This is a genomic window from Aneurinibacillus uraniidurans (genome assembly GCF_028471905.1).
Lineage (GTDB): Bacteria > Bacillota > Bacilli > Aneurinibacillales > Aneurinibacillaceae > Aneurinibacillus > Aneurinibacillus uraniidurans.
Genome location: NZ_CP116902.1, coordinates 2,899,058 through 2,919,824 on the forward strand (window position 1 = coordinate 2,899,058; position 20,767 = coordinate 2,919,824).

The window sequence follows — 20,767 nt, forward strand, 5'->3', positions numbered from 1 at the left end:
AGACCGGGATTCCGGTCTCTTTTTTATACTTCCTCTTCTGCTCTTAGTCTTCCATCGTAGACAAGTCACCTGTTGGCAGTCCAAGCTCCCATGCTTTCAGTACACGGCGCATGATTTTACCGGAACGTGTTTTTGGCAGCTTATCACGCACTTCAATCTCACGCGGAGCTGCGTGTGCAGCAAGACCAACTTTTACGAACTGGCGAATCTCTGCTAACAGTTCTTCTGATTGTTCATAACCATCACGCAGCGCAATAAAGGCCTTAATGATCTCGCCGCGTACAGGGTCCGGTTTACCGATAACACCAGCTTCCGCAACAGCCGGATGCTCGACAAGCTTGCTCTCTACTTCGAACGGACCAACCCGCTCACCCGCTGTCATAATTACGTCATCTACGCGACCCTGGAACCAGAAATATCCTTCTTCATCCATGTAAGCCGAGTCACCCGATACATACCAGCCTTCCAAGCGGAAGTACTCTTCATATTTAGCTGGATTATTCCAGACACGGCGCATCATAGACGGCCAGCCGGTCTTGATTGCCAGATTACCCATACGATTCGGCGGCAGTTCATTTCCTTCATCGTCAACAATCGCTGCTACAATGCCTGGGAATGGCTTACCCATAGAACCTGGCTTCACATCCATGGTTGGATAATTACAGATTAACTGCCCACCTGTCTCTGTCATCCACCATGTATCGTGAATGCGTTTATCAAAAACTTTTGCGCCCCAATATACGACTTCTGGATTAAGCGGCTCTCCTACGCTGAGCACGTGGCGCAGACTCGACAGATTAAACTGCTTCACCAGCTCATCGCCCGCCCCCATCAGCATGCGGAATGCAGTTGGCGCACTGTACCATACCGTAACTTTATATTTCTCAATTGTAGAATACCAGTCCTGTGGAGTAAAACGGCCACCGCGAATCACATTCGTTACACCATTGAGCCATGGACCAAAGATACCGTAGGACGTGCCAGTCACCCAGCCTGGGTCTGCTGTGCACCAGTATACATCGGAATCTTGAAGATCAAGCACCCACTTCGCTGTCTGATAATGCTGGATCATCGCGTTGTGTACATGGAGAATTCCCTTTGGCTTGCCTGTAGAGCCGGATGTATAGTGAAGAATGAGACCATCTTCCCGGTCTACCCATTGAATCTCAAAATCAGCAGAAGCCTGCTCCATTTCTTTCTCATAACTAATCTGACCTTCTGCAAGTTCGCCATTTTCTCCGAACAGAATGACATGCTTAAGTGCCGGGAGTTCACTAACCGGAACACGGGACAGAAGATCCGGTGTCGTGATGATCGCTACTGCTTCACTATCTTCAAGACGATCGCGTACCGCCCCCTCCATAAACGCCTCAAATAACGGGCCAACAATCGCACCCACTTTAATCGTACCGAGAACGCTTACATAAAGCTCCGGCGTACGCGGCATAAAAACAAATACACGGTCACCTCTCTGAATGCCGTATTTGCGAAGCACGTTCCCGAACTTATCAGAAAGCGTTTTCAACTCTTGGAATGTATATTGTTCGTCCCGTGATGCATCACTGTAATAAAGAGCCGTTTTGTTTTCGAGAGGGGTTCCTATATGGCGATCAATTACTTCATACGCCATATTTACTTTATTTGTTGTATACCAACTGAATTGCTTTTCTACATCTTGCCACGAAAAATTCTTGTATGCTTCCTCGTATGCTGGCATGTTGTATCCTTCACCTGTAACCGGAAACACTTTCTTTTGGATCATCTCATTCATCAAACCAAGCTCCTCTCCCTTATTACTATATTTTTATTCCGTGGACTACATATTCCTTTCTATGAAAGCCCTTTCTTGTTTTAGATTATATCAAATAGTCTGTCTTATTGGCAATCCCTAGCTTTTTCTGGAATTATTCAGTGAAAATTAACGATTTTTCCTTTGCTTTTGTGATATGGTAATAACAGATACAACTGTTATATTACAGAGATAGGTGTGGAGAATAATGAACCATTATAAAACATATTATGAGTTAACCTGCGAGAAGTCATCTGGAACACTTACACTAGAAGGACCGGTTAAACCGGAACGCATTCTTTCTCTCTCCATGGATGAAGGACTGAAAGCATTCCGTAGGCCACATGAACAGCAAAAGGCACTGGCAAACATCGCCAATCTTCCAGAAAGTCGTGTCATTCTCGCTGTCCATGAGGAGACCATTATCGGGTATGTTACCTTTCTATATCCCGACCCGATGGAACGCTGGTCACAGGCAAATATGGACAACCTTCTTGAACTCGGAGCCATTGAGGTATCCTCTCACTTCCGCCATCAGCATGTGGGAGAAGACATGCTTGCACTTGCTTTCCGCGACGATGCAATGGAAGACTATATTGTATTTACAACCGAATATTACTGGCATTGGGATCTGAAGGGAACCGGACTTGATGTATGGGCTTACCGTAAAATCATGGAGAAAGTAATGGCATCTGTCGGTCTGCAGTGGTTTGCAACAGATGATCCAGAGATTTGCTCTCATCCAGCTAACTGTATGATGGCCCGCATCGGATCACGTATTTCGCTAGACTCTATGGAGGCTTTTGATCGCATTCGTTTTCAAAATCGTGCTATGTATTAAAAATTTCTTTCTATTCCCCCTCAATATGGAATAAAATGATAGATAAAAAGAGAGCTAGGGGAGGATTGTACCATGCTTGTGGAAGATATCATGAGGCGTGACGTGATTACGGTTGCACCGACGGATTCCATTCGTCTTGCACTGCTGAAAGTTCATCAATACCGCATTCGCCATATTCCCGTTGTGGAAGATGGCAGGCTGGTTGGCATTATTTCAGATCGCGATGTACGAGATGCATGTCCCTCTATTATTAGTGCACCACATGACGATGATGATCAAATCATGAATACAGCCGTATCCGCTATTATGCGCAAAGATGTCATTACCGCTCATCCACTCGATTTTGTGGAAGAAGCTGCGCTTGCTCTTTATGATAACCGGATCGGTTCTCTTCCTGTTGTCACTGATGGTGATGAACTGATCGGAATTTTAACGGAAACGGATATTCTTTATACACTTGTCGAATTAATGGGTGTACATTACCCAAGCTCTCACATCGAAATAGAAGTAGACGATCAGATTGGTATACTAGCGGACGTCTCCCAAATTTTCAAAGAAGCGAGCTGCAGTGTCACAAGTGTGCTCGTTTTCCCTGGAAAACATCTTGGAAAAAAGAATCTGGTATTTCGTGTACAGACCATTAATCCGCGCCATGTAACTGACAAAATCGAAGAGGCTGGTTATCATATCGTCTGGCCTCGGAAGTTAGAGGAATTGTCATGAAAAGAAAAACTGCCTTTATTCATAGCAACGACTACTTAAACTACAATTTTAATGATGACCATCCATTCAACCAGAAACGCATCGCGATGACGATTGATCTGCTGCGGATGATGAATCTGCTCGAAGATGGTGATTTCGTCGCACCGCGTATGGCAGAAGATGACGAGTTAGCCCTCATCCATGATCGTCAGTATATTGAGGTTGTAAAAGAAGCGGGGCATTCCGAACAAACACCCGCAATTGCCGCAAGCTTCGGCATCGGGACCGAAGACTGCCCGGCGTTTGTCAATATGCATGAAGCAACAGCGCTTGCAGTCGGGGGTACATTGCGTGCTGCCGAGCTTGTGATGTCCGGCGAATACCAGCACGCTGTCAATCTAGCCGGGGGGCTGCACCACGGGTTCCGTGGGCGTGCTTCTGGCTTCTGCATTTACAATGACTGCTCGGTTGCCATTGCCTATCTGCGTCAGAAATATGATGCACGCGTATTGTATATCGATACGGATGCACACCATGGTGATGGTGTGCAGTGGGCTTTTTATGATGATCCGAATGTGCTTACCCTGTCCTTCCATGAAACTGGTAAGTATCTGTTCCCTGGCACCGGCAACATTACCGAGCGAGGAGACGGTCAAGGCTACGGCTTCTCGGTAAATGTCCCGCTGGATGCGTTTACGGAAGATGATTCGTGGTTAGAAACGTATTACAAGGTCTTACCTACTGTTGCACGCGGTTTTAAGCCTGATATTATCTTGACGCAAAATGGCTGTGATGCACATACGTTTGATCCGCTTACTCACCTTTCGACGACGATGCGCATCTATCAGGAAATTCCGCGTCTTGCCCGTGATCTCGCGGACGAGCTTTGCGATGGTCGCCTGATTGCCACAGGCGGAGGTGGGTATGATATTTGGCGGGTTGTCCCACGTGCATGGAGTTTATTGTGGGCCGAACTGTCTGGACAGGTCGTTCCACAGGATACACGAATTCCGCAAGCATGGATTGATAAGTATCAGACAGAAAGTCCGGTACAGCTTGCACCAACAATGTTCGATCCAGAAGGAATTTTCCCGGCGATTCCACGCCGTCAAGAGATTACGACCAAAAACAAGAATACGGTTGAAAAAGCACTGCTTTATTGTCCAAAAGGGTAAAAGAAAGAGGCTGTTCCAAAGCCAGAACATGGCGAACGGAACAGCCTCCTTATTTTTATAGATGTGCAAGCATATTCTTCACAATATGGAACGAACGCTCCGAAGCAAGTTTCGTGAATTCCGGGAAGTTGACATGTGCGGAGCCGTCTGCCTTATCGGACATAGCCCGGATGATGACAAAAGGTACTTTGTTCATATGACACACTTGCGCAACAGCTGCGCCTTCCATTTCGGTGCAGGAACCGTGCATCGTTTCGTACAGGTCACGCACAAGTTCACGATTGGCGACAAATTGGTCGCCTGAGAGGATGCGGCCTGTCCGTGTTTTACTATGAGACACTTGCTCGCTTGCTTTTACAGCTGCCTCAATCAGCTGCGGATCCGCTACAAATATCGATACATCTGTAAACGGAATAACCCCTTTCGGAAACCCAAGCGGTGTTACGTCCATATCATGGTGCTGGCAGTCCGTTGAGACGACAATGTCCCCGATTTCAAGGTCAGGATGCAGGGCGCCTGCTACACCGGTGAAGATGACCGAATCAACTCCAAATGCGTCGATCAAAATCTGCGTGCAGATGCTGGCATTGACTTTCCCAACACCGCATTTACAAAGAACGACCTGTTTACCTTCCCATGTTCCTTCGTAATACGTAATGCCCGCTTTCTGTGTCTCTCCTATCAGCTCCATACCTTCTTTATACAAGGCGATTTCTTCGTCCATCGCTCCAATAATTCCAATTTTCATCGTTACTTCCCCTTATTCCGTATCGTTATTATGATCTGCTTCAGCCCGTGTAGATTGGCGCTCCTCTATGCGGTGCGGCAGCAGCACAATATGATGTTCGACTTTCTCATTGTTCATATATTTGGTCAAAAGACGCATCGCAACCGCTCCAATATCATACATCGGCTGCACAACCGTCGTCAGACGCGGACGCACCATCTCTGCCAGGCGAATATTATCAAACCCGATCACTTCCATATCTTCCGGCACACGCAGTCCCCGGTCCTGCAAACCATGAATGACTCCGACAGCCATCTCATCGCTCGCCGCAAAAATCGCAGTTGGCTGTTCAACAAGTGAGAGGAACTGCTCCACCGCTGCGATCCCAGATTCATAATGAGTATCTCCATTATATACATAGCTATCCTTAAGCATAATTCCTGCTTCGTCCAACGCTTTCTTATACCCTTCAAATCGGCGCATGCCCCAAAGCGGATCAACAAGTGGACCGGTTACCATCGCCACGCGTTTGTGCCCGCGCTCCAGCAAAAATCGGGTCGCATCGTATCCAGCTTCGTAATGACTAATATCGACAGACGGAAGCTGTCCTGTCGGATCTTTCGTACCGGCCAGTACAATCGGTACAGAAGCGGTTGTAAACACTTGCATATGGTTCTCGGTAATCTCCCGGCCCATGAAAATAATTCCATCTACCTGCTTCTCGAGCAGCGTATTTGTCAGATGCAGTTCACGTTCAATTCGTTCGTCCGAATCACATAAAATAATGTTGTATTTATACATGCTGGCAATATCGTCAATCCCGCGTGCTAGCTCAGCAAAAAACGGGCTTGCGATATCTGGGATCACAACGCCAATTGTTGTCGTACGCTTGCTTGCTAAGCCACGAGCTACCGCATTTGGTCGATAGCCCAGCTGCTCAATTGCTCCCAGCACTTTTTTTCGAGTTGATGGTTTCACATTCGGATTGCCATTGACAACACGGGACACGGTTGCCATTGATACTCCAGCTTCTCGCGCTACATCATAGATAGTTACTGGCAAAGTTAACTCCTCCTACCGCTTTTTACCACATTATGGTTTTCAGTCGTTTTCATAATTTTTCATTTATCATATTACAAAATGCTCTGAAATACAATTGTCCGTCATATAAAAAAGCACGAGGAGATATGCGCGATATAGTACGTGAAAAAAGCCGTCGGAAGGTCCCGACGGCTTGCATGAACGCACATGATTTATACAGTCTATTTGTCCTATCGCACGATCGTTGCATTCTCATGGTAGAGACCGGATGCACGCAATCCTGTGAGGAATTCATTGAACTGTGGAATGTCAAGCTGCTGTTTAGCATCGGACAGGGCAACAGCCGGGTCTGGATGCACTTCGACCATGACACCGTCTGCACCGACAGCGAGCGCTGCTTTTGCTGTTGGCAGCAGTAGATCACGACGACCTGTAGAGTGTGTTACATCGACGAATACTGGCAGATGCGTCTCCTGCTTTAGGATCGGCACAGCCGAGATATCAAGCGTGTTGCGGGTTGCTTTTTCGTATGTGCGAATGCCGCGCTCACATAGCATAACCTGCGAGTTCCCACCGGATACGATGTACTCTGCAGCATGAATGAATTCTTCAATTGTAGCAGACAAGCCACGTTTCAGTAGAACCGGCGTTTTCACACGGCCCGCTGTTTTAAGCAGCTCAAAGTTTTGCATGTTACGTGCACCGATCTGAATAACATCGAGGTACTCTTCTGCCATTTCAATATCAGCTGGCGTCACAATCTCACTCACGACGATTAAGCCAAGTTCATCAGCTACACGACGCAAAATTTTGAGACCTTCTACGCCAAGACCCTGGAAGTCGTATGGAGAAGTTCGCGGCTTAAACGCGCCACCGCGTAAAAGCGTAATGCCGTTCGCCTTCAACGTTTCGCCTACTTGACGAACTTGTTCATATGATTCAACGGAACATGGACCTGCAACCAGCAGCGGTTCTTTTCCGCCCACTTCTACCGGTCCAAGCTTAACGATCGTATCTTCCTGCTTCTTCTTGCGACTGACGAGCAATGCTTTGCGGTTGTCGTCTTTTTGCAATTCAAGAGAGGCACTGAAGATTTGTTTAAACAAGTGCTGGATTGTACTATCCTCAAACGGACCTTTGTTGTTCTCGAGAATGAGATTCAGCATTTGACGTTCGCGTTCTGGATCAAAGCGGTTAACCCCTTGCTTTAACTTCAATTTCCCGATTTCCTGAACAAGCTCAGCACGCTTGTTGATTAGTCCTAGAATCTCCAGATTCACCTCGTCAAGGTTGCTACGCAGTTGTTCCAGCTTTTCGTTGCTCATCTTCTCTCCACCTCTTGTTCTTTATTATCAGATAATTTTCACAAAATATTTTAAAGAGTATTATAGCTTATTCTTTTGCCTTTGTCAGCTTTTCTTTGCACACGATAAAAGGATTTAGTCGTTTTATCGCGAATATAATACGACATTCCCTGTTCGAAAACTGAAGGAGTTGCAAGATATGTGTGAAGAACAAACTAATCAAATTTTTGCGCTTGATATCGGAACGCGCAGCGTAGTCGGTCTCCTTGTCGAGCCAGATGCGTCAGGCAAATTCCGTTTGCTTGGCTACGAACGTGAAGAACACGTAGAGCGTTCCATGCTCGATGGTCAAATTCATGACGTTGTGGCAGTAGCTGATGTAATTAGCCGTGTCAAACAACGACTCGAGCAAAAACTGAATGTCAAATTGACACATGTCGCTGTAGCAGCGGCAGGTCGTTCCCTTCATACACAACGTATGGAAACTGCACGTGACATTACAGGGGCAGGACAGATCACCCGTAATGATATTATATCCCTTGAACTGACCGCTGTACAACAAGCCCAGCATATTCTCGCAGAACAGCATAAAGCCAATGATTTTACCCAGTATTACTGTGTAGGCTACAGTGTTGTAAATTACGTACTTGATGGTCAGATCATCGGCAGCCTGATGGATCAGCGCGGTCATGAAGCAAAAGTCGATGTGATTGCCACCTTCCTGCCACGCGTCGTTGTCGATTCGCTAGTCGCGGCGCTCAAACGGGCCGGACTTGAAATGCTCGCGCTTACTCTTGAACCGATCGCAGCAATTAATGTACTTGTACCATCAACGATGCGCCGTCTGAATGTCGCCCTCGTTGATATTGGTGCCGGTACATCCGATATCGCAATTACTGGAGAAGGTACAGTGAGTGCATACGGCATGGTGCCAACGGCCGGTGACGAAATTACTGATGCACTAAGTCAGGCATATCTCCTCGATTTTAATGTTGCGGAAGAACTGAAACGACGCCTATCTTCAGAAGAAGAGGTTATCTTCTCCGACATTCTCGGTATGGAATATCAGTGTCCAAGCACTGAAGTAATTGAAAAAATTGATGCGGACATTCAGCATCTCGCTTCCTTAATCAGCGAGCGTATTCTTACTCTGAACGGCAAGGTACCACAAGCTGTCATGTTGATTGGTGGCGGAAGCCTGACACCGAATCTTACGAAAAAAGTGGCAGAACTACTGGAACTTCCAGCTGCTCGTGTAGCAGTACGCGGCACCGAAGCGATTCAAACCTTCACCGATAAGAACGAGTTATCCGGGCCAGAGTTTGTTACACCGCTCGGCATTGCAGTAGCAGCTCAGCTACATCCGATCAAATATTTGACTGTGTATCTCAATGACGAGCCGGTGCGTGTATTTGATCTAAAAGAAATGACAGTTGGTGATGTGCTTCTGTATGCAGGTATTGATCTAAAACGCCTGCACGGCCGCCCAGGGCTCGCCATGACCGTACATATTAACGGACGTATGCGCATCATTCCGGGTGCGCACGGCAGCGCACCAACCCTGCTCCTTAATGGAGAGGAAACTCATCTTGATACACCGGTTCAGCCGGAAGACCAAATTACGTTTCGTGCCGGAACAGACGGAGAGACTGCATCAGCCCGTCCGATTGATCTGGCTGACAATGTAGATACATTAGACGTAACACTTAACGATACACCACTCTCCCTCTCTCCGTTCGTCACGATTAACGGAGAACGCGCAGAATGGACCACACCTCTCAATGATCGAGATGAGGTGACGATTCATCTGCCACATACGCTGCGCGATGTGCTGTCTGCAGCGAATCAGCTTCGAGCAGAAATGGACATTCAGAAGGCAGCTTTTACGATTAATGGGCGGACCATGACCTATGCATACTGTCCATACGCCTTTATTGTTAACGGAGAGTCGGTAACACTTGATGACCCAATTCACCGTGGCGACCGGATTATGTTTGACCGTCAGGCAGTAAGACTTCCTTCCATCCAGGAGATGCTGCCAACTGAAGAAATTACAGAGCTTGCGACAACGATTACGTTTAACGGCAAAGTTATTCGTATTCCTTCAAGCGAGACGGAAGTGTTGATGGACGGGGAACGAGTCGAGATGTCCGATCCTATTCACGCCGATGCCGAGATTGTCGTAAAGGTGCGCTTTAAGCGCGAGCCTGTATTCAGTGATGCGTTCCGTTATGTAGATGATAATCTCCATGCTTCTGATCCTGGCAAAACACTTGTGACGACGATTAATGGTGAACCTGCTTCATTCCAGGACCCGGTTCATACTGGAGACGTGTTGGAATTTCGTTGGGAGTAGTGGGGGGATAGTGGCAAAATGCAGACTGTTCTTTTCGGCAGGGAAATCTAAACTGTCCGCTTAGTCTATGTCCGGGTGGACAGGTCAAACATCTGGGTATTTCGATGATGGAGACAATGACCTGTCTGGTTCACCCGGACATAGACACGCTGGGTGCGAAAAGAAAGGTCATGTCATTTTGCCACCATCCCCCACGATGTTTTGATAAAACCTAAAACCACAAAAAGAAGCTGTGGCTTGCGCCGCAGCTTCTTTTCATTTTTAACATCCTGATTATACAGCGTTCTTGCTTAAGTTGTCCTGCGTGATATTCCAATGCGATGCGTGCCATGCCACAGTTCCATTCTTTACATACAGTACCTGTGGCGATTCGTGCTTAACCCCAAAACGTTCGGCAATTTCGTTCGATACCGGACGTGCTGTTTGCACGATTATGATCGCCCATGGCTTTGCTGCGCTGCTGTCTGCGTACTTCATAAACTCATCATGCGCCTGTGTGCTGATTGGACATGTAGTGCTATGTTTAAACAAAATAGCTTCGGGGTTTTCCTGTAAAAACTGATCAAGTTCTTGAGTGTTTGTTAGTTCTTTCATCTCGCAATCTCCTCTCGTAAATCATACTGATCTTCTTTACCCATATTACCTGTTTGTACCCGTCTAGGAAATAGCTGAGTTGCTCTATTGTGCAGTTTGCCTGACCACCGCTGTAAGCGCATAACGTAAGGTACTCCCGCCTTACACGGGGATAAACATTCTCTTGTCCTCCGTCAAAAATATGTGTGCTGTTTTCAGTGTGTCCAAACTTTTTCGAATTTCTCGCTTTATATTTTGTCAATATCAATTGAGCTATTTCACTAAATCGTGCATAATAAGTATGCTGTGTGTCTTAATTAACAAAGTGGATGAGAAACAGAAGAGGTGACTAACATGAAAAAAACAGTAGTCGTAATGCAAGGTGACCAGACCGGACAAGAACTTCTTGATGAGGCGCTTCGCGTTTTACAACCAGATGTAATCGGATTTGATATTGATTTCAAAACGTATGATCTCAGTCTCGAAAATCGTGTGAAAACAAATAATGAAATCGTACATGAAGCTGCTCGTGCAATGAAAGAATGCGGCTTTGGTTTAAAAGCAGCTACGATCACACCGGAAGAAAAAGGCTCAGTAGGTAGCCCGAACGCAATCCTGCGCCGTGAAATCGACGGGAAAGTTATCGTTCGGACAGGCCGTCGTATCCCTGGCATCCGCCCAGTAGCTGGCGCATACGCTCCAATCTCTGTTGTACGTATGGCAGTAGGCGATGCATACGGTGCAAAAGAATGGCGTGAAGGCGAAGGCATTGACGAGGTTGCTTTCCGTACAGAAAAAATCGACCGTAAAACTTGCCGTGCGGTAGCTGAATTCGCATTCCGTCATGCGCAAAAAACAAATGCTAAAGTATTCGGTGGCCCGAAATACACAGTTAGCCCAGTATACGAAGGCATGCTGAAAGAAGAAATGGATGCAGTAAGCAAACGCTACCCGACTGTTCGTTATGAGCCACAACTCATCGATGCAACATATGCGCTGCTTCTCTCTTCTGCAGGAGATGCAATGGTAATCCCGGCACTGAACCGTGACGGCGACTGCTTAAGTGATCTGGTTCTGCAAATGTTCGGTTCAATTGCAGGTGCTGAGTCTGTGCTAATGGGCTTCGATGATGAGTTCAATACACAGGCTGTTATGGTGGAAGCTCCACACGGTACAGCTCCGACTCTGTTCGGCAAAAACGTTGCAAACCCGATGGCTATGATTCTTGCTTGCGCATCCCTGCTCACATACTTCCAGGAAACACAGGCAAACACAGTATCTCGTGCGATCTACGAAGCAACAATCGAAGCTGTAAGCGAAGGTACACGTACATCCGACCTTGGCGGAAGCGCAACAACAAGCGGCTTCACTGATGAAGTGATCAAAAAAGTTCGTACTAAACTTGACGTTTGGGCAACAATGCAAAACTTCTAATAGTACCCAATAAACATCCAGATATACAACAGGCTGACCCATCCGCCGTAAGACGGATGGGTCTTCTCATACCCGCATTTGTATGCATGGAGGAGAAATCATGAGGAACAAAAGAAAAATGGGATGCTTGTTGCTTCTGCTTTTAATGATGTTCGGAACGATCCTATTTCTTATTACGCGAACAGATGCTTATCGTCTGTCTTACAATGTAACCGGAAACCTGCTGCCCGATTATCACTTTACGCTAAGCGGCTGGGTGGAGCATGTCAAACCCGTCATTACATATAAAACATATCAAAATGCGGTTTATACGTATCGTGATTATCGCCAAAACTCCCGTTTTTTTCGTCTGACAACGATTAAGCTTGCCAATGGGGATTTGTTGTATTTTGCCCGGAATTATCAGGCAGATGATGCTAGTACAGTCACACTATCGGTGTCCGCTCACGAATCCACCATTGAAAGCATACATACATTTGTTCCGGGCAGGCCTGCGTCCTGGCTTGTCGAGCACAGTCTCTCTCCTTCTATTCAAAACACGGTGTATGTAGACGGCCCCCGTCTTTCCTATCGAATCGGCCGCACAGAAGTGTACCGTCCGCTGACACATACCGTGATTGAAGAACAACCTGGAAGAGAAATTGCGACTGAAACAAAGTCAAGCGCTAACCAGACCTATCATATCCCGCTACCAGCAGATAACCAAACATTCGCCACAACATGGGGAGCTTTCTCCAGTGGACGGCTGCTCAACTGGGAAGATGAAGACGCCCGAGATACATCTCTTGAAATTGAGTTTGCCAACCAGCAAAAACTACATATGGATGGTTCCTATTCCATCATCCCAAGCAATTATGAGCCTGCCAGTCCCACAAGCTACTATCGCAATCCGGCGAATGGTGAAGGTCTGCGGGCTGTCAATTATGCCGATAACCGCGGAAATGGTACGCTATTTATGGACATAGCTACTCATCTTGCCTACTGTGCTGCTTCCCAGAATGCGGACGGCTTCTGGCCCACTTATCCACGTTCTCAGTGGCTTTATCATGAGTATGGCATTGATTATATCTATATGGACAATCGGCGCAACGCTGACAACGCAACCTTCCTGTTACGTTATCAGCAGCTGTATCCTGACCCTGTAATCGCACAATCGCTACACCGCTTCGATGCCTACATCATCCCGTACGTTGATCGATATAAGCGGCAGATCGCAGGACGAACCGTCAGCTTTATTCCAGACTATATTGGCTCTACGATGAGCAAAACTTCTCATACGTCCCTCAACCATCTCGCAGCCAATATGAATTATTTGTTTGAAGCCTATCTGTCTGATGGAGACAACAGCAAAAAAGAAGCCGCTTTCACTCTTTTAGCGGCACTTGATGCAACCAAAGCACGCTGGATTCGTCCAGATTCGAACTTTTACTATGCATTAACCCCGACTCTAACTTCTTACTTTCCAGGAGAAGATTACTATAAGCTGACACGGGATGACCTTCTGGAATCACAGGCGCTATTTACACGGATTACCGGAAATCCAAGCAATACGCTGACATATCTTATTACACAAAAAGAAAAATGGATGAAAGCCCACCCTGCAGAAAAGTAGGATGAAAATAAAACAACAAAAAAACCGCCTGATTTCGGGCGGTTTTCCATTTATAATTCACGAAGTGCCTGCTCAATCTCTCCAAGCCATACCGAATCATGTAACGAACTCACGAGCAAATACATATCCAGCCAATCATCTACTTGAAAATCAGCTGTACAATAACAAGCACGGAGCATCATCCGTGTAAACGGAGAATAATCCGCAAACGATATTGTCCCCTGCTCTCTAGGGACTTGAAGCAAGACCTGCTTTAGCTCTTCTTTCACCTGCTCCACAAGCTCATGATGCTCACAGCACGAACATCGATAAACCGGAACATGCTCAATCTCGGTATGGTTCATGTACACAATTTTACGCAAATGCACATGCATTAAATGGCCACAGTGGCCACATGCTTTTTCCATCCTCACTTCCCACCTCCCACCGAACGCTGTGTCAGTTTTGCACTATCATCCTATTCGGGGAAAAGTGAGTTTAAACCTGTTAATATCGGGCGTTTACTTTCTGGCATACCGGACAGATGGCCACTCGCATCGCACTTCCATCCTCGTCTTCCACCGTATAACCAACTAGTCGTTTATCTGAGTCGCAATACATACACTCTGAAGAGAATTCCATATCAAAATTCGCCTTCCAGGCAAACGGCTTAAAAATCTGGCCTGTCGAGATAACAAGCGGCATATCATTCATACTAAAGCCCTCCTGATCCATTTCTTTCTCCTTTTCCTAGCATGGACCAAAAAAAAGGGCTTTATACGAATTCTGTAAATTATCTTTCATTTCACAATGTCCCATCTGGCACATACACTGGTAGAGGGCCATCGTACACAACCCCACGTGTTTATTCCTATTTCAGGAAGGAGGAAGCAGATTGAAACGAAAAGTAACCCCGATTACGCGCATAGAGCGCCAGCCTTCCTATCTCCACCCTGCTAACTATTTCGTTCCGATTGTCGAAAGGGTAACACCTGCTATCATCTCGATTACGACTGAGGATTATGCCGTAAATCGGAAAATGTCAGAGATTCTGCACCAATTTCTCTTCCCAAACTTGTCGACTCCAGGCAAAGAAGTACGCCGCAGCTTCGGAACCGGGTTCATTATTCATCAAAAAGGGTATATTCTCACAAGCGAACATGTCATTCACAATGCCCGCACGATTCAAGTCAAACTGGCAACCGGCGACTCGCGGCTTGCCGAAGTCGTCTGGAAAGACCAAGAGCGCGATCTTGCTCTCATTCGAATTATGGCGCGCGGCGCTCTTCCTGTACTTCCGCTTGGCTCATCTAAAGAAATTCAGGTCGGGGAAGTGGTTATCTCGATCGGTAATCCACTCGGACTAGAGAATACCGTGACAACAGGGATCGTCAGCGCCAAAAATCGTCCTGTCCAGATTGCCGGTCGCAAGTATGAAGACATTATTCAGACAGACGCCGCCATTAATCCTGGTAACAGCGGCGGTCCGCTGATTAATATGAACGGAGAAGCCATCGGCATGAACGCCTTTATCATCAAGGACAACCATGGGCTTGGGTTCGCCATCGGCATCGACAGCATCAAACCGTTCATCCGCAAATATTTGTAAATTTACTCGTACGATGTGCTGACGAATTCCACATCTGGATTTTTCTCTTTGGCCCAACGCTCAGCAAATTCGTTCTCTAACAGTACAACAAGCCGTCCATCTCGATCTTTTACCGTCAGACTTCCGCCATACTGGATCAAATTCAGCTCATGCTCTTTCTTGTCACCTTTCACCCAGCGAGCAAGCGAATAGCCGAGCGGCTGAATTTCGACTTCGACCCCGTACTCAGCACGCATCCGGTATTCAAACACTTCAAGTTGCAGCTGTCCGACAACGCCAAGAATCATATTCTCGGCACCCGGCGCAGCTGTTATGAAATACTGGACAGCCCCCTCCTCGCTCAATTGCTGCATGCCTTTATGGAACTGCTTGTATTTCATCGCATCTTTGGCACGCACCCGGGCAAAAATCTCCGGCGAGAAGTGAGGCACACCTGCAAAGCTATACGCCTGATTTCCTTCCACAAGCGTATCCCCGATGCCAAATATACCTGGATCGAACAAACCGATAATATCGCCCGCATACGCATCCTCGACAAGGTTACGATCTTGTGCTAAAAACTGCTGCGGCTGAGACAGCTTAATTTTCTTACCCGTGCGCACATGCTGTACAGACATACCGCGCGTGAATGTACCGGATACAATGCGCAGGAACGCAATCCGGTCACGGTGTGCTGGATTCATATTAGCCTGGATTTTGAAAACAAAGCCGGAGAACTTCGATGATTCCGGTACGACTTCGCCTTTATCACTCATGCGTGGCGCTGGACCCGGTGCTAAACGCAAGAAGTACTCAAGGAAGGACTGCACCCCGAAATTCGTCAGTGCACTTCCAAAAAATACAGGGGTAAGCTTACCGCTGTTGATTTTCTCCTGATCAAATGGGTCCCCTGCAATATCAAGCAGCTCCACATCTTCTTCTAGCTTCTCATACAGCGTATCCCCGATGCGGGCACGTACCGCGGCTTCGTCCGCCTCTTCACTAAATACAGGCATGAAACTGCGGCTATGCTCAGCTTCTCCTTTGCGGAACACTTCTACCTGCTGCTTCTCCCGATCATATACGCCCTGGAAGTCGATCCCGGAGCCAATTGGCCAGTTCATCGGGCAAGAACGAATGCCAAGTACTTCTTCCAGCTCTTCAAGCAAAACGAGCGGATCTTGAGCATCACGATCCATTTTGTTGATAAATGTAAAAATCGGAATGCCGCGCATCCGGCATACTTCAAATAGTTTGATCGTTTGCGGCTCAATCCCTTTCGCGGCGTCAATAAGCATGACCGCACTATCCGCTGCTGTAAGCGTACGGTACGTATCCTCACTGAAATCCTGGTGACCTGGCGTATCAAGGATATTGATCGCATAGTCGTTATAAGAGAACTGCATCACACTGGATGTAACGGAGATACCCCGCTGTTTTTCGATTTCCATCCAGTCAGATGTGGCTGCTTTCGATTTACGGCTTTTAACCATCCCGGCAGTATGAATGGCTCCTCCAAAATACAGAAGTTTCTCGGTCAATGTTGTTTTCCCGGCATCCGGGTGCGAGATAATCGCAAATGTTTTACGTGGTTCATGGGTAGACATATATAATAATCCTCCAGTTAACTCGTTCCTTGTGTCTGACACACTATTCTTTACTATACCATGTCATGTGTGGGAACGAGAAGCGTTTCCCCTCATTCTCCTTTCTTCTCCATAAGAAAAAGAGCGAGTACATAGCTCGCTCTTCTCCTGTTCATATTTACCGGAACGGCGTCGTGATCGAACGACCGATGTCCTGAATGAGCTTGGCAACATCACTTCCGGCTGTTCGCATCTTGCTGCCGACACTTCCGTTTATATTTTCACTTACCATACGAATACGATTCGACAGTGTTCGATCTGCTGTCACATGAATCCGGTAACCTGGCTCGGTTCGGCGCAGCGCTTCATGGACGCTTCGCTCCAGCATCTTCGTATTGTATGCTTTTGCCCCTTCTACGCCTACTAGTACGTCTTCACCATGGACAACGGCTGTCGCCCGGGTCACCCCATTCACGTTAGCCGCCTGCTGCGCAATCCGTTTCGCAATTCGCTGCTCGTCTTCCCGGACTTTATTCGAATGCGCTGCATTATTTTGCACGCCATATGAACGAGCCCCATTCATGTGATACTCATTACTACGATAGCTCTGTGTTTTTGGCGTATTTTCGTCTTTCTTGCTGCAGCCGACTGCCCCGCCTGCCACTGCTAAAATGAGCAGTGCGGCCAGTACTGCTGTTCGTTTGTTCATTCTGCCATACCGATTAGCCTTGGCCCGGAGACTGCTCAGAGATATTAGCAAGCGCTTCGCCCGCTTCATTCTCATAAATATTCTCGACAGCCAAGTCGCCAAGTGCAACAATCCCTGCCACCTGATTGTTGTCGACAACCGGCAGGCGGCGAATCTGGTGGCGTGCCATCATATCGGCTGCTTCATGGACCGTCGTATTCGCAGAGGCGGTCAAAATGTTTTTGGTCATGATGCTGTTAACTCTTGTATTGTGGTCCATATGTCCAGCTACCGCACGCACGGTAATATCGCGGTCGGTAATCATGCCAACACACTGACCATTCTCCACAACTGGTACGGCACCTACATTGTAATCCTCCATAATTTTTGCGGCTTCTGCGATCGATTGATGTGGCTGAACAGTCGCAACATTTTGGGTCATAATATCTCGCAAACGTTGTGTCATGTAAGTCGCCTCCTGATACGCTTGATATGTGATTCTAAAGAATCCGTTTATATCTTGTGATAAAGTCACCAAGCGTATTCTGCACCACAACCCCAAATATAACCAAACAAAAAAAATTACCACCTGTAAACTACAAGCGATAATTTTTTCATGATTATGTATTATCCTTTTACATCAAGGAACAAGCTTCATACTTTCCTTGTTTATATTCTTTTATCCAACGATAAATAATCCGACTATTCAATCGATTTTCTCTGGCTACCTTATTTAAATCCTGCAGCTCTAAAGCTCGTTGAATCACCTGGTACTTAAACGATTGTGAATATGCTCTTCTCATCTTTTTCTCCTTTCGGTAACCCGACCATCATAGTTTTGTAAACGTTAGATTCGTGGTTTTGCGTCCTCACTTTTCAATGAGTTTGCCATTATCGAGGTATTGTAAGATTCCAATAACAAATATAACAAACTTAAATGTTTTTACCAACCTTTTTTACGATTTTTTTTAACCGAGTAATACGGATTACATCAATAAGCAGCATTACATACTGTTTTTACTATATACTGATAAATATAGGTAATGTGCATGACTTCTACACCGACATATGTATACATAGAGGATTTTTTGTAGAAATGGGGAGTGCTGTGAAATATTTGAGATGGATTTTACTTTGTGTAACTATACTGGGTGCCTTTCCACAGGTAGCCATAGGGCAAACACAAACAAAAGAATCTGCCCTGCATCATAAAAAAATTGTACTCATTCCGCTTGACAGCCGTCCGGTGAATACAAGCTATGTCGGTCTGCTCGGTCGCATCGCCCAGGCAAATGTGGTCTGGCCCACGACCGGCCTCGACCAGTGGGAGAAGCCAGCCGATTACAGTAAGCTAAAGCAGTTCCTCCAAGAACAAATAAAGTCGGCAGATGCTGTGTTTATCGCGATTCCCGGCTGGGTGAACGGCGGGCTTCTGCATGGACGATATACAGCAACGTACGCCGAACAAACACAACGGCTGGCCGAGCTTAAAAATATTCTGCTACCATACCGCAACAAATCAATCTATTTGATCGGGGTTATTCCACGGGAAAAACCAGCAGCAGGGTCTCCCGCGGATGCCTATACATTTGAGCTAACCCAATTTGGTCGCCGATACGCACAATATGTACAATCAGAAAAACCGGAGAACAGGCGCTATCATATGTATTTTCTGCGTAAACTACAACAAGAGACCCCACCAGAATATTTGCTTGGCTATACGCGGCTGTTTCAAGAAAACTTGCAAGGACTGTATACAATCGCAGGCTGGGCACGGGACGGCATTGTAGACGGGGTTCTGATCGGCACCGATGATACGAGCACACTCAGTTTGCCAAAAGTAAATGAGCTGTGTATTCGAAAATACTGTCAGCAAGAAAAGCTTTCTAATGTATATATTATGAATGGAGCAGATGAATTAACCTCGCTTCTGCTCGCCCGCTATAAAAATGAACTGGACGGCACACCATCGCACTATACACTTACGTATTCGCACCACGCCGCCAGAGATAAGGCGCTCACATACGATGGTGTACCATTAGCAGAAATGATCGCATCAAAAATCGCTTTTCTTCAACCGAGTCATCCGCGCTCCCCCGAACAGCGTCTCAGTATATACATTCATTCCGGTGAAGAAGAACTCGATACTGTAGCGGACTGGTCACGCCAACATGCAGGCACCATTCGGGGGCTAGCTGACGTATCCTATCTGTGGTTCCCGGATACCGACTTTATGGAAGCGTACATAAGGCAGAAGCTATCTGGACAGTTTGAAAGCTACGCATCGTGGAATACAGGTGGGAATACAATCGGACTTCTGCTGGCTCATATGGAGATGATTCGGGGAGAACCTGTCTGGAATACCGCGCATGAAGAATGGATGGCCCTGCGCTATGCAGAAGATTATTACTACAATGCAGTGAAGCGCCCACAGTATGTGCACCGTTATGATCAGGCTCGCAAGCTTGACCCCAAGGAAGAGGCAATCGTTACCGCACCTATGCCGACCGAAGCGAATCGTCTCCTTTCCTCCCTCTCTTATGTAACCCGCACACAAGCAGGGATGCAGCAGGCTCCGATCCGTTTCCGTGTCGAGAAAGCAACTCTGCCCTGGAACCGTATTTTTGAGATTTCTTACACGCTAAAACGAAAATAACAAAAAATAAGGAGAGGCGGGCTAAAAGCTCGCTTCTCCTTATTTTTGTACTTTTTTGTGCGCCAGTAAAGCCGCAATCTCTTTAATTGTCATATCACTATTTACTTCATACGTGCCGGATCGCACGGAACCCATCCAGCTCATGTCATTTAAATATTTCACCAAATACTTCTTATTCTCAATGATTTTATTTTCCTCAAGCTTAGCCGCTGCATCTTCCGGACTCATGCCTTTCCCGATGACGAGCGTCATGTTATAAGTTGGCTTCGCCATTGATGTAGATGTGCCGGATTGTGGTTCTGGCATATCAATTTTCTTGATCGCTGTTGGAGACGCTGCTGCGTCACTCGTACTGTCTGCTTTTGCCTCTGGTGCATTCGATGCCGTGCCGTAATAAGTAAGCGACAGTACGCCTGTAGCAACAATCACACCCGCTGCAAATCCCCGGATTGTATTTTTAGAAATGGCGATCTTACGCACCTTCTTTTTGCTCCTTCAGATCTTCTTTCGCACGGCGTGTTTCGGTTGCTTTACGGCTTGTCTGTGGCTTCATCGTTTTTTGTGCCTTTTGTACCTGGTGAATCTCCTGCAGGATTTGAATCGATAAGTTTTCCATTTTCACTTCTAGTTGAGTTACCTGGTCCTTCTCTTTATAGAATGAATAGACGAGAAGGCCAATGCTTCCTAGAAGCAGGGCAATAATTGCATATTCCATG

The 20,767-nt window shown here is 46.7% G+C and carries 21 protein-coding genes and 1 riboswitch; of the genes, 8 read left to right on the top strand and 13 right to left on the bottom strand.

The window, feature by feature from the left end:
* Positions 1–43 precede the first annotated feature (43 nt).
* Complete coding sequence (gene acsA / locus PO771_RS14490) at positions 44–1,762, bottom strand: acetate--CoA ligase (RefSeq protein ID WP_422665012.1); 1,719 nt, start codon at positions 1,760–1,762, stop codon at positions 44–46.
* A gap of 235 nt (positions 1,763–1,997) precedes the next feature.
* Between acsA and PO771_RS14495 the strand changes: the two genes are divergently transcribed.
* From PO771_RS14495 to PO771_RS14505, 3 genes are all read left to right on the top strand, one after another.
* Entirely contained in the window at positions 1,998–2,630 is a 633-nt protein-coding gene (locus tag PO771_RS14495; protein WP_272560401.1) for a GNAT family N-acetyltransferase, read from the top strand.
* A gap of 72 nt (positions 2,631–2,702) precedes the next feature.
* Positions 2,703–3,353 (top strand): CBS and ACT domain-containing protein, encoded by a 651-nt coding sequence (locus PO771_RS14500; RefSeq protein WP_272560402.1) that lies wholly within the window; start codon positions 2,703–2,705, stop codon positions 3,351–3,353.
* Positions 3,350–4,507 (top strand): acetoin utilization protein AcuC, encoded by a 1,158-nt coding sequence (locus tag PO771_RS14505; RefSeq protein ID WP_272560403.1) that lies wholly within the window; start codon positions 3,350–3,352, stop codon positions 4,505–4,507. The genes PO771_RS14500 and PO771_RS14505 overlap by 4 nt, the downstream gene beginning before the upstream one ends.
* A 55-nt stretch (positions 4,508–4,562) precedes the next feature.
* On the opposite strand, the gene PO771_RS14510 is transcribed toward PO771_RS14505, so the two are convergent.
* From PO771_RS14510 to PO771_RS14520, 3 genes are all read right to left on the bottom strand, one after another.
* Complete coding sequence (locus tag PO771_RS14510; protein ID WP_272560404.1) at positions 4,563–5,255, bottom strand: 5'-methylthioadenosine/adenosylhomocysteine nucleosidase; 693 nt, start codon at positions 5,253–5,255, stop codon at positions 4,563–4,565.
* A 12-nt stretch (positions 5,256–5,267) separates the two neighbouring features.
* On the bottom strand, positions 5,268–6,296 hold the full coding sequence (gene ccpA, locus PO771_RS14515) for a catabolite control protein A (protein ID WP_272560405.1): 1,029 nt from the start codon (positions 6,294–6,296) through the stop codon (positions 5,268–5,270).
* Between the two features lie 209 nt (positions 6,297–6,505).
* Positions 6,506–7,600, bottom strand: a complete 1,095-nt coding sequence (locus PO771_RS14520) for a bifunctional 3-deoxy-7-phosphoheptulonate synthase/chorismate mutase (protein WP_272560406.1) — start codon at positions 7,598–7,600, stop codon at positions 6,506–6,508.
* 178 nt (positions 7,601–7,778) lie between these two features.
* Between PO771_RS14520 and PO771_RS14525 the strand changes: the two genes are divergently transcribed.
* Entirely contained in the window at positions 7,779–9,935 is a 2,157-nt protein-coding gene (locus PO771_RS14525; protein ID WP_272560407.1) for a cell division protein FtsA, read from the top strand.
* 273 nt (positions 9,936–10,208) lie between these two features.
* On the opposite strand, the gene ytxJ is transcribed toward PO771_RS14525, so the two are convergent.
* The gene (gene ytxJ, locus PO771_RS14530) at positions 10,209–10,529 is read right to left on the bottom strand and encodes a bacillithiol system redox-active protein YtxJ (RefSeq protein WP_272560408.1); all 321 of its coding nucleotides are present in this window, start codon (positions 10,527–10,529) and stop codon (positions 10,209–10,211) included.
* Between the two features lie 333 nt (positions 10,530–10,862).
* Here ytxJ and PO771_RS14535 point away from each other — a divergent pair, with 333 nt between their 5' ends.
* The gene (locus tag PO771_RS14535) at positions 10,863–11,942 is read left to right on the top strand and encodes an isocitrate/isopropylmalate family dehydrogenase (RefSeq protein WP_272560409.1); all 1,080 of its coding nucleotides are present in this window, start codon (positions 10,863–10,865) and stop codon (positions 11,940–11,942) included.
* Between the two features lie 100 nt (positions 11,943–12,042).
* Positions 12,043–13,554 carry a hypothetical protein gene (locus PO771_RS14540; RefSeq protein WP_272560410.1) on the top strand — a complete coding sequence of 504 codons (1,512 nt, stop codon included), beginning with the start codon at positions 12,043–12,045 and terminating at the stop codon, positions 13,552–13,554.
* A gap of 50 nt (positions 13,555–13,604) precedes the next feature.
* On the opposite strand, the gene PO771_RS14545 is transcribed toward PO771_RS14540, so the two are convergent.
* Positions 13,605–13,961, bottom strand: coding sequence for a hypothetical protein (locus tag PO771_RS14545; protein WP_272560411.1), 357 nt, complete (start codon positions 13,959–13,961; stop codon positions 13,605–13,607).
* A gap of 79 nt (positions 13,962–14,040) precedes the next feature.
* Positions 14,041–14,247 carry a hypothetical protein gene (locus PO771_RS14550; RefSeq protein ID WP_272560412.1) on the bottom strand — a complete coding sequence of 69 codons (207 nt, stop codon included), beginning with the start codon at positions 14,245–14,247 and terminating at the stop codon, positions 14,041–14,043.
* Between the two features lie 181 nt (positions 14,248–14,428).
* On the opposite strand from PO771_RS14550, the gene PO771_RS14555 reads away from it, so the two are divergent.
* Positions 14,429–15,142, top strand: a complete 714-nt coding sequence (locus PO771_RS14555) for a S1C family serine protease (RefSeq protein WP_272560413.1) — start codon at positions 14,429–14,431, stop codon at positions 15,140–15,142.
* A 2-nt stretch (positions 15,143–15,144) separates the two neighbouring features.
* Here the strand turns inward: PO771_RS14555 and PO771_RS14560 are convergent, their stop codons facing one another.
* From PO771_RS14560 to PO771_RS14575, 4 genes are all read right to left on the bottom strand, one after another.
* Positions 15,145–16,728, bottom strand: a complete 1,584-nt coding sequence (locus PO771_RS14560) for a peptide chain release factor 3 (RefSeq protein WP_272560414.1) — start codon at positions 16,726–16,728, stop codon at positions 15,145–15,147.
* A 157-nt stretch (positions 16,729–16,885) separates the two neighbouring features.
* On the bottom strand, positions 16,886–17,416 hold the full coding sequence (locus PO771_RS14565; RefSeq protein WP_272560415.1) for a YhcN/YlaJ family sporulation lipoprotein: 531 nt from the start codon (positions 17,414–17,416) through the stop codon (positions 16,886–16,888).
* Positions 17,417–17,429: 13 nt separating this feature from the next.
* The gene (locus PO771_RS14570; RefSeq protein ID WP_272560416.1) at positions 17,430–17,861 is read right to left on the bottom strand and encodes a CBS domain-containing protein; all 432 of its coding nucleotides are present in this window, start codon (positions 17,859–17,861) and stop codon (positions 17,430–17,432) included.
* A 169-nt stretch (positions 17,862–18,030) separates the two neighbouring features.
* Complete coding sequence (locus PO771_RS14575; RefSeq protein ID WP_272560417.1) at positions 18,031–18,198, bottom strand: transposase; 168 nt, start codon at positions 18,196–18,198, stop codon at positions 18,031–18,033.
* 11 nt (positions 18,199–18,209) lie between these two features.
* Positions 18,210–18,295, bottom strand: a riboswitch (cyclic di-GMP riboswitch).
* 208 nt (positions 18,296–18,503) lie between these two features.
* Between PO771_RS14575 and PO771_RS14580 the strand changes: the two genes are divergently transcribed.
* Positions 18,504–20,051, top strand: coding sequence for a DUF4127 family protein (locus PO771_RS14580; RefSeq protein WP_272560418.1), 1,548 nt, complete (start codon positions 18,504–18,506; stop codon positions 20,049–20,051).
* A 39-nt stretch (positions 20,052–20,090) separates the two neighbouring features.
* Here the strand turns inward: PO771_RS14580 and PO771_RS14585 are convergent, their stop codons facing one another.
* Both PO771_RS14585 and PO771_RS14590 read right to left on the bottom strand, forming a co-directional pair.
* Positions 20,091–20,531 carry a hypothetical protein gene (locus tag PO771_RS14585; protein WP_272560419.1) on the bottom strand — a complete coding sequence of 147 codons (441 nt, stop codon included), beginning with the start codon at positions 20,529–20,531 and terminating at the stop codon, positions 20,091–20,093.
* On the bottom strand, positions 20,524–20,766 hold the full coding sequence (locus tag PO771_RS14590; RefSeq protein WP_272560420.1) for a hypothetical protein: 243 nt from the start codon (positions 20,764–20,766) through the stop codon (positions 20,524–20,526). Before PO771_RS14590 ends, PO771_RS14585 begins: the two co-directional genes overlap by 8 nt.
* Between the last annotated feature and the right edge of the window lies 1 nt (position 20,767).